Below are 12,787 nucleotides of genomic sequence, written 5' to 3'. Positions count from 1 at the left end.
CCGGCACGGGGGCTAGTGCGCGACCACCGGACGCGGCACGTCCGACTCGGCGGGCCGCTTCACGAAGAAGGCGGCGACGATCGCGGCGGTGGCGATGGAGGCGCCCCAGACGAACGCGGAGTGGATGCCGCCCGCCGTGGCGACGACCTCGTCGACGCCCTCGCGGGCGAGCGCGGCCGACTGGACCGACAGCACGGTGACGAACAGCGCCGTGCCGGCCGCGCCGCCGAGCTGCTGGACCGTGCCGATGATCGCGCTGCCGTGCGAGTAGAGCGCGGGGCGCACCGAGCCGAGGCCCGCGGTGAACAGCGGCGTGAAGACCAGCGCGAGGCCGAGGCTCAGCACCACGTGCAGGGAGAGGATGAACCAGGAGACCGAGTTCTCGTCGAGCGTCGTGTAGCCCCACAGCGCACCGGCGACGATGATCGAGCCGGGCACCAGCAGCACCCGCGGGCCGAAGCGGTCGTAGCCGCGGCCGACGAACGGCGCGAGCAGACCCATCAGCAGCCCGCCGGGGAGCAGCAGCAGGCCGGTCTCGAGCGGGGTGAGGCCGAGCACGTTCTGCGTGTAGAGCGGGAGCAGGATCAGCGTGCCGAAGAGCGCCGACATGCTCACCGCCATCATCACGATGACCACGGTGAAGTTGCCGGAGGAGAAGGTGCGGAGGTCCAGCAGGGCGCGGTCGGTCTTCTGCAGCAGCAGCTGGCGGACGATGAAGGCGGCGAGCGCGACGCCGGCGACGACGAACGGCACCCAGGGAGCGACGATCGCCTCGCCGCCCTCGCCCAGGCTGCTCAGCCCGTAGACGAGCCCGCCGAAGCCGAAGACGGAGAGGACGACGGAGAGCGAGTCGATCGGGATCTTCCGCGGCTCGGTGACGTTCTCGACCTTGCGGAGGCCCAGGATCAAGGCGCCGACGGCGATCGGCAGCACGATCCAGAACATCCAGCGCCAGCTGAGGAAGTTGAGGATGACGCCCGAGATCGTCGGCCCGACCGCGGGAGCGACCGAGATGACGATGGAAATGTTGCCCATCATCCGGCCGCGGATCGCCGGCGGCACGAGGGTCATCACGGTGGTCATCAGCAGCGGCATCATGATCGCCGTGCCGCCGGCCTGCACGACGCGTGCGGCCAGCAGGACCTCGAAGGTCGGCGCGAGCGCGGCGCTGAGCGTGCCCAGGCTGAAGAGGGTCATCGCGGCGGCGAAGAGCGTGCGGGTGTGCAGCCGCTGGATCAGGTAGCCGGTGATCGGGATGACGACCGCCATCGTCAGCATGAACGCGGTCGAGAGCCACTGGCCGACGTGCGCCTCGACGCCGAAGTCGCGCATGAGGTCGGGCAGCGCCACGCTCATGATCGTCTCGTTGAGGATGACGACGAAGGCCGAGACCAGCAGCAGGCTGATGACGAGGCGGCTGCGCGGGTCGAGCGCCGTCGAGGGCGTGTCGGCCGCGGCGGCGGGCCGGGTCTCGGGAAGGGTGCGCTCGGTCACTGGTGCGTCTCCGGTCGTGAAGGGGATCGTCGTGAGGGGGCGCATCGCCAGGACGGCGTCGATGCGACGGGTGGTACGAGACTCAGAACACTGCCAGGGGCCTCCGACATTCCCGATCGGCCGACATCCGTCGCGCATCCGGCGTGTCGGCAGCGGGGTGAGCGGTGGCAGGACGGCGTGCTGCCGCCGCCGTTCTGCAGGCTGGTCGAGTAGCCCCGCAGGGGCGTATCGACCGTCCCCAGCAGGGCGGGTCGGCAGTCGTCTCGTCCGACGCCGGTGGATCTCGATACGCCCGCTCTGCGGGTTCTCACACGATCGCCCTGGGCGGAGGCCGATCTCGATGCCATGGACGAGATCTTCGAGTCGGGGGCTCTCCGCGACGAGCTGCTCGACATCGGTCGCTTCGTCGATCCCTTCGGACGTCTCCGGGTGTGCGCGCTCGTCCGCGCCCTCTCCGCGGATGCGGCGGCAGAGCTCGACATCGAGCACGCGGACGCAGTCGTCGTGACGAGCTGGATGTCGCGATCTGCCTCCGCTGCTCGACCAGCATGAGGTGGACGCGGGCGACCGCGACCAGCCGCGGGCGGAAGTCGGCGGACGTCAGCCCGGCGCGAGCACCGCCGCGAAGGCGTCCGCCGCCGCGTCCGCGTCCGCCGACGTCGACTCCGCGCCGAAGCTGAAGCGCACCGCCGTCTGCGCGACGGCCGGCTCGAGCCCGAGCGCCAGGAGCGTCGGCGACGGCTCGTCGCGCCCGGCCGCGCAGGCCGAGCCGCTGGACACCACGACGCCGCGCTCCTCCAGGGCGAGCAGGATCGACTCGCCGCTGCGCCCCGGCACCACGAACGCCGCGATCGAGGGCAGCCGGTGCTCCGCCGACCCGAGCGGCACCGCCCGCGGTACCTCCGCCGCCACCCGAGCACCGAACGCGTCGCGCACCGCCGACACCCGGGTACCCCGCGAGGGATCGACGAGCTGCACCGCGGCCCCGAGCGCGACTGCGAACGCCACGTTCTCGGTCCCCGAGCGCCGCGCCCGCTCCTGCCCGCCGCCGTGCACGAGCGGCTCGAACGGCACCCGGCTGCGCAGCAGCAGGGCCCCCACGCCCTTCGGCGCCCCGAGCTTGTGCCCCGAGATCGACACCGCGTCCGCACCGAGTCCGGCGAGATCCACCCAGCCCGCCGCCTGCACCGCGTCCACGTGCAGCGGGATCCGGTGCGGCCGGCAGAGCGCCGCGATCGCGGGCACGTCCTGCACCGTCCCGATCTCGTTGCTCGCCGCCAGCATCGACACGAGCGCCGTGTCCGGCCGCAGCAGCCCGGCGAGGGCGTCCAGGTCGAGCCGCCCCGCGGGATCCACCGGCGCGACCGACACCTCGAAGCCGTGCAGCCGCCGCAGATGATCGGCCGACTCCACCGTCGCCTCGTGCTCGATCGCCGAGATCACGACGTGCCGGCCCCGCCGCGCGGCGAGACCGCCGAGCGCGATGCCCTTGACCGCCGTGTTGATCGACTCCGTGCCGCCGGAGGTGAAGAGGACCTCCGAGCCGCGCCCGCCGAGGAAGCGCGCCACGTGCCTCCGCGCCTCCTCCAGCGCCCGCGCCGCCGACGCGCCCAGCGCGTGACTGCTCGACGGGTTGCCGTACTCGCCGGTGAGGAACGGCCACATCGCCTCGAGCACCTCGCGGCGCACGGGCGAGGTCGCCGCGTGGTCGAGGTAGATCACGCGGCCGGAGCCTCGATCGCGATGTCGAGACCGAGGTCGAGCGAGCGGACGCTGTGCGTGAGCGCCCCGACCGAGATCACGTCGACGCCGGCCTCGGCGATGGCGCGGACCGTGTCGAGGTTCACCCCGCCGCTGGCCTCGACGACGGCCCGGCCGCCGATCAGCGCGACGCCCTGCGCCAGCTGCTCGGGCGTGAAGTTGTCGAGCATGATCGTGTCGGCGCCGCCGGCCAGGGCTGCGCCGATCTGCTCGAGGCGGTCGACCTCGACCTCGATGTGCGTCGTGTGCGAGACGGCGGCGCGCGCGGCGAGCAGCGCGTCCGTCAGGTCGAGACCGCGCTGGGCGAGGATCGCGAGGTGGTTGTCCTTCGCGAGGATCGCGTCCGAGAGCGAGAAGCGGTGGTTGTGCCCGCCGCCGCTGCGCACCGCGTGCCGCTCGAGGGCGCGCAGTCCCGGAGTGGTCTTGCGGGTGTCGACGATGCGCGCGCGGGTGCCCGCCACGGCCTCGACGTAGCGCGCGGTCAGCGTCGCGATGCCGCTCATCCGCTGCACGAGGTTCAGCGCCACGCGCTCGCCGCGCAGCACTCCGCCGGCCGGACCGTCGATCCGCGCGAGGACGTCGCCGGCCGCGAAGACCGTGCCGTCCGGGACGACGTCCTGCACGCGGATCCGCGAGTCGGCCTGCAGGAAGGTGCCGAGCAGAACCGCGCCGCCGCTGAAGACGCCGGGCTCGCGCGCGACGAGCGCCGCGGAGGCCGTCGCGTCGGCGGGCAGCAGGGTGTCGGAGGTGAGATCGCCCCAGGGGGCGTCCTCCTCCAGGGCCAGGGTGACGATGCGCTCGATGCTCTGACGGGTCAGCACGGGACGGCGACCTTTCTCGTACCGGCGACGCGGTAGGCGCTCGCCGAGGGGTGGGGGTGGTCGGTGCGGTGGTGGGCGCCGCGCGACTCGGCGCGGGCCAGGGCGGCGTCGATCAGGGCGAGACCGCAGGCGCGGAGGTTCGCGTCCTCGAGGGTCGCCCGGGTCAGCGGCGCGGGGGAGCCGGCGGCAGTGAGGAAGGAGCGGGCCGTCTCGAGACCGGCGGCGTCGCGCGAGAGCCCCGCGCCCGTCCAGAGCGTCTCCTGCAAAAGCGCGCGGTCGAGCGCGAGCGGCACGAGGGCGGAGGGCTCCGGCGCCTCGGACGAGGGCGCCGCAGGCGGTCCGTCGAGCGCCGCCGCGACCCGCCGGGCGAACACGACGCCCTCGAGCAGGCTGTTCGACGCCAGCCGGTTCGCGCCGTGCACCCCGGTGCAGGCGACCTCGCCCACGGCGAAGAGCCCGGGGAGGCCGGTCCGCCCATCGAGATCGGTCGCGATCCCGCCCATCCAGTAGTGCGCGGCCGGCGTCACGGGGATGAGGTCGTCGGCGAGCGACAGCCCGCCCGCGCGGCAGGCGGCGGAGATGGTGGGGAAGCGGTGCGCGAGCACGTCCGCGGGGATCGCCCGCGCATCGAGGTGCACGGGCAGTCCGCCCTGGAGCAGCATCCGGTCGGCGATCGCGCGGGCGACCACATCGCGGGGCGCCAGCTCGGCGTCCGGGTGCACGCCGACGAGGAAGCGCTCGCCCGCGGCGTCGCGCAGCACCGCGCCCTCGCCGCGGACCGCCTCCGACACCAGGAACCCGCCGGCCAGCGCGAGCCAGGTCGGGTGGAACTGGAAGAACTCCAGATCGGCCGTCTGGGCGCCGGCCCGCAGCGCCGCGGCGAGGCCGTCGCCGGTCGCGACCGCGGGGTTCGTGGTGTGCCGGTAGAGCTGTCCAGCCCCGCCGGTCGCGAGCACGACCGCGTCGGCGTCGATCCGCTCGAGCGCGCCCTCCCGCAGCACGTCCACTCCGGTCACGGCGGCTCCCGGCCGGATCAGGTCGACCAGCACCGTCTCCTCGAGCACCGTGACCGCGGCGGCGCGCACCGCGGCGACGAGCGCCTCCTCGATCGCCGAGCCGGTCGCGTCACCGCCGGCGTGCAGGATCCGCGGCCGCGAGTGCGCGCCCTCCAGCCCGCGGGCGAGGTCGTCGCCGTCGCGGTCGAAGCCGACGCCCCACGCCTGCAGCGCGGCGACCGCCGCCGGGCCCTCGGCGCAGAGCACCTCGACGGCCGAGCGCGAGCAGAGCCCGGCGCCGGCGGTCAGGGTGTCCTCGACGTGCAGCGCGACGGAGTCTCCCGCCGCGGTGACGGCCGCGATCCCTCCCTGTGCGGCGCGGGTGCTCGACTCCGCGAGCGCGCCCTTGGTGACGAGGACGACCTCGTGCCGGCGCGAGGCCAGCAGGGCCACGACCAGGCCGGCGATCCCGCTGCCGACCACGACGACGCGGGCCACGTCAGACCCCCGCGGCAGGTGCAGGTGCAGGAGCGGGCGCCGCAGCGACCGGACCGGCCGGCGGCACCGCGGCGAGCATGCGCTCGAGCGCCACCCGCGCCTGGTCCTGCACGGCGTCGTCGACCGAGATCCGGTTGTGCACCGTCCCCGCGACCAGCCCCTCCAGCACCCAGGCGAGGTACCCCGGGTGGATCCGGTACATCGTCGAGCACGGGCAGACCACGTCGTCGAGGCAGAAGATCGTGTGCTGCGGGTACTGCACGGCCAGGCGCTGGACCAGGTTGATCTCGGTGCCGATCGCGAAGGTGCTGCCCGCCGGCGCCGCCTGGATCGCCTTGACGATGTAGTCGGTCGAGCCGTACTCGTCCGCCGCGTCGACGACCGCCATCGGGCACTCCGGGTGCACGATCACGCGGACGTCCGGGTGCTGGAGCCGCGCGCGCTCGATCTGCGCGACCGTGAAGCGCTTGTGCACCGAGCAGAAGCCGTGCCAGAGGATGACCTGCGCGTCGAGCAGCGTCGCCTCGTCCGAGCCGCCACCCGGCTTCCGCGGGTTCCACATCGGCATCCGCTCGAGCGGCACGCCCATCGCCTTCGCGGTGTTGCGGCCGAGGTGCTGGTCGGGGAAGAACAGGACCCGCTGCCCGCGCGCGAACGCGTCCTCGAGCACGGTGGTCGCGTTCGACGAGGTGCAGACCACGCCGCCGTTGCGCCCGCAGAACGCCTTGAGCGCCGCGGAGGAGTTCATGTAGGTCACCGGGATCAGCGGCACCCGGCCGTCGGCGTCCGGCTCGGTGCCGTAGAGCTCGGTCAGCTCGGCCCAGGCGTCCTCGACGGAGTCGATGTCGGCCATGTCCGCCATCGAGCAGCCGGCGGCGAGGTTGGGCAGGATGACCGCCTGGTCGGGGCGGGAGAGGATGTCCGCCGTCTCCGCCATGAAGTGCACGCCGCAGAAGACGATCGCCTCGGCGTCCGGCCGATTCGCGACCGCTTTGGCGAGCTGGAAGGAGTCGCCGACGAAGTCCGCGTACTGCACCACCTCGTCGCGCTGGTAGAAGTGGCCGAGCACGACGACGCGCTCGCCCAGCGTCTCCTTCGCCGCGAGGATGCGGCGGTGCAGCTCGTCGGCGCTCGCCGCGGTGTACTCGTCGGGGAGGCGGCCCTGGACGGGCGACGCCGCCGGGATCGGGTCCGCCTGCGAGGCGCCGGGACCGTACGCGGGGACGCCGAGGTCGAACGACCAGGGCGCGTCGGCGAGCTCGGGCGCGCAGGTCTCGCCGGGGGCGGCTCCCCGCTCGATGAGCTGGATGGTGCTGTCGACCGATGTCACGGTGTCTCCTCGATGGTGCGGTTCGGACGGGGGCGGCGGCCGGTGCTAGACCGGCAGCGGCCCGTTGTCGACGAGTGCCACGGACCCGTCGTAGCGGTACAGCCGGGGCGGGCGGTGACGGGTGCCCGTCAGCCGCTGCTCGGTCGGCACCACGGTCTTGGAGGCCTCGATCGTCCGGCGGAAGTTCGCCGGGTCGAGGGGCTTCTGCAGGACGGCCTCGTGCACCTCGCGCAGCTGGGCGAGCGTGAACGTCTCGCCGAGGAAGGCCTGCGCGATGCGGGAGTACTCCATCTTGTTGCGCAGGCGCCAGAGCGCGTAGTCGACGATCAGCCCGTGATCGAAGGCCAGCTCGGGCATCAGATCGGTGCAGAGCCAGGCGACGTTCTCGTCCACGATCGCGGCGTCGGCCTCGGAGGTCCGCACCAGCGCCCAGTAGACGATCGAGACGACGCGGCGCTCGCCGCGGGAGCGCTCGGTGCCGCCGACGGCGTAGAGCTGCTCGAGGTAGCGCGGAGCGAGGCCCGTCGTCTCGCGGAGGGTGCGGCGCGCCGCCTCGGCGAGGTCCTCGTCGGGGCGGAGCGGGCCGCCGGGCAGCGCCCAGAGCCCCTGGTAGGGATCGCGCAGACGGCGGACGACGGGGATCCAGACGGCGGCGGCCCCGGTCTCCGGGTGCGGGCGCAGCGCGAAGATCACGGTCGACACCGCGAGCTGCGGCGCTGCTGCGTCCACCCGGACCCCCTAAAAGTCACTCTGACCCTAACGACTCCCTCGAGCTTAGTGTCACCCCGACCCGAACACCAAGTCCCTCCGCCGTCCGCGCCCGCGCCCGTTCCCCGCCGCGAGATGCCACTTGCGTACGCGACACGCCGAGAAAGCCGTGCACAAGTGGCATCTCGCGGCGGGGGACAGGACGTGCACCCGCCCGCTAGGGTGAGCGGACAACCGAATACCGGGCCGCATACGCGACGCGGGAGAGCCGACTCCGGTCGGCACCGAAGGAGCAAGCCTCCCCGCCAATCTCTCAGGTCTTGTACCGCGTCGAACTGGCCACTCTGGAAAGCGATCCGCACGAGGATCCGCCGATGGTGAAAGCGATCGCCCCGCGAGGGACGGCGTGAATCTCTCAGGCACCACGACAGAGGGGGAGTTCCCACGGCACTGCTGTGCCACGCATCACCGACCTGTGCGGGCGCGTGCGCAGCACTGCGACGAATTGGAGAACTCCCACATGTCCGAAGAGAACTCAATCGACGAGAACCTCGTCGACGAGAACGCTGTCGAAGGCACCTCTGCCCAGACGGCCCCCGCCGAGTCCGGCGCCCCCGAGACCGGCGGCATCGAGATCGACTCGCCCGACGCCACCGCGCCGAGCACCGAGCCCCGCCGCTCGCCGCTGCACGACGTGCACGTGGCCGCCGGCGCCTCCTTCACCGACTTCGCCGGCTGGTGGATGCCCGTCCGCTACACCGGCGACCTCGCCGAGCACCACGCCGTCCGCACCGCGGCCGGCCTGTTCGACCTCTCCCACATGGGCGAGATCCTCGTCGTCGGCCCCGAGGCGGTGGACGCCCTCGACTACGCGCTCGCGAGCGACCTCTCCGCCGTCGCCGTCGGCCGGGCGAAGTACACCCTCCTGCTCGACCGCACCGGCGGCGTGATCGACGACCTCGTCGTCTACCGCACCGGCGAGGACCGCTTCATGGTCGTGGCGAACGCCGCCAACCGCCACGTGGTCGCCGAGCAGCTGCGCGACCGCACCGCGATGTTCGAGTGCGAGCTCTACGACGAGAGCGACGACGTCGCGCTGATCGCGATCCAGGGCCCGCGCTCGCTCGAGATCCTGCAGAACCTCCAGGGGCTCGCGATCGAGGTCGACCGGGGCGAGGAGTCGGTGCTCGACACCGACGACGCGGCCCGCCTGCTCGAGGAGCTGCGCTACTACCGCGCCGTGCCCGCCAGCTTCGAGGCGCACCCGATCCTGATCGCGCGCACCGGCTACACCGGTGAGGACGGCTTCGAGATCTACGTCGCCCCCGACACCGCCCCCGCGCTCTGGGAGGCGCTCGCCGAGACCGGCGCCGGCGCGGGCCTCGTCCCCGCCGGGCTCGCCGCCCGCGACACCCTCCGCCTCGAGGCGGGCATGCCGCTCTACGGCCACGAGCTCTCCCGCGACGTCTTCCCCGCGCAGGCCGGCCTCGGCCGCGTCGTCGCGCTCGGCAAGCCGATCGACTTCGTCGGCCGCGCGGCCAGCGAGGAGGGTCCCTCCGGCGATGCGCCCGTGCTCATCGGCCTGATCGGGGAGGGCCGCCGCGCCGCCCGCGCGGACTACAGCGTCCACGGCGCCGACGACGACGTGATCGGCGTCGTCACCAGCGGCGTCCTCTCACCCACCCTCGGCGTGCCCATCGCGATGGCCTACGTCGCGCCGGCCTCCGCGCAGCCCGGCAGCGTCGTCTCCGTCGACATCCGCGGCAGCCGGCTCCCGATGACCGTCACCGAGCTCCCCTTCTACTCCAGAAAGAAGAACTGACATGGCCGTACCCACCGAGCTCCAGTACACGTCCGACCACGAGTGGATCCTGGTCGAGGGCGGGACCGCGACCGTCGGGATCACCGCGTACGCCGCCGACAAGCTCGGCGACGTCGTCTTCGTCGAGCTGCCCGAGGCGGGCAGCCGGGTCGAGGGCGGCTCCGTCGTCGGCGAGATCGAGTCGACCAAGTCGGTCGGCGAGCTGTTCGCGCCCGTCGACGGCGAGGTCCTCGAGACCAACACCGCCGTCGTCGACAGCCCCGAGCTGGTCAACTCCGACCCCTTCGGCGACGGCTGGCTGATCAAGGTGCGCTTCGACGCGCTGCCCGACGGCCTGCTCGACGCGGCCGCCTACGACGAGCTGGTGGGCGAGTAGATGGCGGCCCGCACCCCCGGAGAGTTCGAGTCCCGCCACATCGGGACCGACGCCGACGCCCAGCGCACCATGCTCGCGGCACTCGGCTACGACTCGGTCGACGCGCTGGTCGAGGCCGCCGTCCCCGAGTCGATCCACGTCCGCGACCTCGCGCCCGTGCTCCCCGCGCCGGCCACCGAGACCGAGGCGCTGGCCGAGCTGCGCGCCCTCGCCGCGCGCAACACCGTGCGCCGCCCGCTGATCGGGCTCGGCTACCACGGCACGCTGACCCCCGCCGTGATCAAGCGCAACGTCCTCGAGAACCCGAGCTGGTACACGGCCTACACGCCGTACCAGCCCGAGATCTCGCAGGGCCGGCTCGAGGCGCTGATCAACTTCCAGACCATGGTCGCCGATCTCACCGGTCTCGACACCGCCGGCGCCTCGATGCTCGACGAGGGCACCGCCGTCGTCGAGGCCATGCTGCTGGCCCGCCGCGCCTCGAAGGCGAAGACCGACGTCTTCGTCGTCGACTCCGACGCGCTGCCGCAGACCCTCGCGCTGCTGCGCGGCCGGGCGGAGGCGGTGGGCATCCGCATCGTGGAGCTGCCGCTCTCGCGCACCGACGCGGACGAGGTGCCCGAGTCCTTCGGCGCCCTCGTGCAGTACCCCGGCGCATCCGGCCACCTCTGGGACCCGTCCGCCGTCCTCGGCGCGGTCAAGGCGCACGGCGGCCTCGCGATCGTCGCGGCCGACCTCCTCGCGCTCACCCTCGTCCGCTCGCCGGGCGAGCTCGGCGCCGATGTCGCCGTCGGCACCACCCAGCGCTTCGGCGTCCCGATGGGCTTCGGCGGACCGCACGCCGGCTACCTCGCCGTTCGCAAGGGCCTCGAGCGCCAGCTCCCCGGCCGCCTCGTCGGCGTCAGCCAGGACGCGGCGGGCAACCCCGCCTACCGGCTCTCGCTGCAGGCGCGCGAGCAGCACATCCGCCGCGAGAAGGCGACCTCGAACATCTGCACCGCGCAGGTCCTGCTCGCCGTGATGGCGGCGATGTACGCGGTCTACCACGGGCCGGACGGCCTCGCCCGGATCGCCGAGCGGGTGCACTCCCGCGCGGCGCTGCTGGCGCGGCTCCTGCTCGACCGCGGCCACGCGCTCCGGCACGCCGACTTCTTCGACACCGTCGCGGTCGTCGTGCCGCAGGGAGCGGAGGCGGCCGTCGCCCGCGCCCGCGAGGCCGGCTTCGACCTGCGCCTCGTCGACGCGGACACCGTCGCGGTGGCCCTCGACGAGACGGTCACCCCGGAGGAGGTCGTCGCGGTCGCCGTCGCGATCGGCGACCTCGACGCCCAGCACGGCGTCCTCGCCGGCGCCGCTCGCAGCATCCCCGGCGCTCTGGAGCGGACGACCCCGTTCCTGGTGCACCCCGTCTTCAACACGCACCGCAGCGAGACCTCGATGATGCGCTACCTCAAGCGCCTCGCCGACGCCGACTACGCGCTCGACCGCGGCATGATCCCGCTGGGCTCCTGCACGATGAAGCTCAACGCCGCGGCCGAGATGGAGGCGGTCAGCTGGCCCGAGTTCGCCGACCTGCATCCCTTCGCGCCCGAGGCCGACGTCCAGGGCTCGCTCGCCCTGGTCGACCAGCTCGAGCGCTGGCTCGCGCACCTCACCGGCTACGACTCCGTCTCTCTCCAGCCGAACGCCGGCTCGCAGGGCGAGCTCGCCGGGCTCCTCGCGATCCGCGGCTACCACCGCTCGCGCGGCGACGAGGCGCGCACCGTCTGCCTCATCCCCTCCAGCGCCCACGGGACGAACGCGGCCAGCGCCGTCCTCGCCGGCATGCGCGTGGTGGTCGTCGCCTGCGACGAGCTCGGCAACGTCGACCTCGACGACCTCCGCGCCAGGATCGCGGAGCACGCCGAGGGCCTCGCCGCCCTGATGATCACCTACCCGTCCACCCACGGCGTCTACGAGCACGAGGTCGCCGAGATCTGCCGGCTCGTGCACGAGGCCGGCGGCCAGGTCTACGTCGACGGCGCGAACCTCAACGCGCTGCTCGGCTTCGCCCGCTTCGGCGACTTCGGCGGCGACGTCTCGCACCTCAATCTGCACAAGACGTTCTGCATCCCGCACGGAGGAGGCGGCCCCGGCGTGGGCCCCGTCGCCGCGAAGGCGCACCTCGCGCCGTTCCTGCCGGGCCACCCGCTCGCGCAGCGGCTCGAGCACTCCGTCGGCCAGCACGGAGAGACGGTCGTCCACGGCGGCGCACCCGTCTCGGCGGCCCCGTACGGCAGCCCCGGCATCCTGCCGATCTCGTGGGCCTACGCCCGGATGATGGGCGAGGAGGGCCTGCGCGCCGCCACCGGCGCCGCGGTCCTCTCGGCGAACTACGTCGCGGCCCGCCTGCGCGAGCACTACCCGGTGCTCTACACCGGCGGCAGCGGCCTCGTCGCGCACGAGTGCATCCTCGACATCCGCCCGCTCACCGCGGCGACCGGGGTGACCGTGGACGACGTCGCCAAGCGCCTCGTCGACTACGGCTTCCACGCGCCGACGATGAGCTTCCCCGTCGCGGGCACGCTGATGGTCGAGCCGACCGAGAGCGAGGACCTCGCCGAGATCGAGCGCTTCATCGACGCGATGATCGGCATCAAGGCAGAGGCCGACCGCGTCGGCGCGGGGGAGTGGCCGGTGGACGACAACCCGCTGCGGGGCGCACCGCACACCGCGGAGTGCCTCGTCGACGCCGAGTGGTCGCACCCGTACAGCCGCGAGGAGGCCGTGTACCCGGTCCGCTCGCTGGTGCGCGGCAAGTACTGGCCGCCGGTCCGCCGCGTCGACCAGGCCTACGGCGACCGCAACCTGGTCTGCGCCTGCCCGCCGATCGAGGCCTTCGCCTGATCCGCGCCTGACGCCCGCCGACGATCCGTCGCGAACCGTCGTGTCCGCTCCCTCGACACGACCGCTCGCGACGGATCGTCCGCTCGGCGTCGGCGT

At 73.3% G+C, this 12,787-nt stretch carries 9 protein-coding genes and 1 riboswitch; of the genes, 3 read left to right on the top strand and 6 right to left on the bottom strand.

Going from position 1 to position 12,787, the window contains the following annotated elements; genetic code table 11:
- Nucleotides 1-12: 12 nt before the first annotated feature.
- The 6 genes from HRK28_RS02910 to HRK28_RS02885 all read right to left on the bottom strand — a co-directional run bounded on the left by HRK28_RS02910 (nucleotide 13) and on the right by HRK28_RS02885 (nucleotide 7,628).
- Nucleotides 13-1,494, bottom strand: a complete 1,482-nt coding sequence (locus HRK28_RS02910; protein ID WP_367948328.1) for a DHA2 family efflux MFS transporter permease subunit — start codon at nucleotides 1,492-1,494, stop codon at nucleotides 13-15.
- Between the two features lie 600 nt (nucleotides 1,495-2,094).
- Nucleotides 2,095-3,216, bottom strand: a complete 1,122-nt coding sequence (locus HRK28_RS02905) for a cysteine desulfurase family protein (protein WP_173250366.1) — start codon at nucleotides 3,214-3,216, stop codon at nucleotides 2,095-2,097.
- Nucleotides 3,213-4,076, bottom strand: coding sequence for a carboxylating nicotinate-nucleotide diphosphorylase (gene nadC, locus HRK28_RS02900; protein WP_173250365.1), 864 nt, complete (start codon nucleotides 4,074-4,076; stop codon nucleotides 3,213-3,215). The genes HRK28_RS02905 and nadC overlap by 4 nt, the downstream gene beginning before the upstream one ends.
- Nucleotides 4,070-5,569 (bottom strand): L-aspartate oxidase, encoded by a 1,500-nt coding sequence (nadB, locus tag HRK28_RS02895; RefSeq protein ID WP_173250364.1) that lies wholly within the window; start codon nucleotides 5,567-5,569, stop codon nucleotides 4,070-4,072. The genes nadC and nadB overlap by 7 nt, the downstream gene beginning before the upstream one ends.
- Nucleotide 5,570: 1 nt before the next feature.
- Nucleotides 5,571-6,899: a quinolinate synthase NadA gene (nadA, locus tag HRK28_RS02890; RefSeq protein WP_173250363.1), complete on the bottom strand. Its 1,329-nt coding sequence runs from the start codon at nucleotides 6,897-6,899 to the stop codon at nucleotides 5,571-5,573.
- 45 nt (nucleotides 6,900-6,944) lie between these two features.
- Nucleotides 6,945-7,628, bottom strand: coding sequence for an NUDIX domain-containing protein (locus HRK28_RS02885; RefSeq protein WP_160088282.1), 684 nt, complete (start codon nucleotides 7,626-7,628; stop codon nucleotides 6,945-6,947).
- Nucleotides 7,629-7,857: 229 nt separating this feature from the next.
- Nucleotides 7,858-7,945, top strand: a riboswitch (glycine riboswitch).
- Nucleotides 7,946-8,127: 182 nt separating this feature from the next.
- Between HRK28_RS02885 and gcvT the strand changes: the two genes are divergently transcribed.
- The 3 genes from gcvT to gcvP are packed head-to-tail and all read left to right on the top strand — an operon-like array spanning nucleotide 8,128 to nucleotide 12,691.
- Entirely contained in the window at nucleotides 8,128-9,429 is a 1,302-nt protein-coding gene (gene gcvT, locus HRK28_RS02880) for a glycine cleavage system aminomethyltransferase GcvT (RefSeq protein ID WP_173250362.1), read from the top strand.
- Nucleotide 9,430: 1 nt separating this feature from the next.
- Nucleotides 9,431-9,805: a glycine cleavage system protein GcvH gene (gene gcvH / locus HRK28_RS02875; RefSeq protein WP_160088286.1), complete on the top strand. Its 375-nt coding sequence runs from the start codon at nucleotides 9,431-9,433 to the stop codon at nucleotides 9,803-9,805.
- Nucleotides 9,806-12,691, top strand: coding sequence for an aminomethyl-transferring glycine dehydrogenase (gene gcvP / locus HRK28_RS02870; protein WP_160088288.1), 2,886 nt, complete (start codon nucleotides 9,806-9,808; stop codon nucleotides 12,689-12,691). It begins immediately after the preceding gene.
- The last annotated feature ends 96 nt before the right edge of the window (nucleotides 12,692-12,787 follow it).

Origin of the sequence: Rathayibacter sp. VKM Ac-2835, assembly GCF_013266705.1 — a bacterium.
Lineage (GTDB): Bacteria > Actinomycetota > Actinomycetes > Actinomycetales > Microbacteriaceae > Rathayibacter.
The sequence above is the reverse complement of the archived record's forward strand: the minus strand, read 5'-3'. Positions and strand labels throughout refer to the sequence as shown.

Bases quoted from the DNA above. Each gene is read 5' to 3' on its own strand.
- gcvT (WP_173250362.1), top strand. From the start codon at position 8,128: ATGTCCGAAGAGAACTCAATCGACGAGAACCTCGTCGACGAGAACGCT.
- gcvH (WP_160088286.1), top strand. From the start codon at position 9,431: ATGGCCGTACCCACCGAGCTCCAGTACACGTCCGACCACGAGTGGATC.
- gcvP (WP_160088288.1), top strand. From the start codon at position 9,806: ATGGCGGCCCGCACCCCCGGAGAGTTCGAGTCCCGCCACATCGGGACC.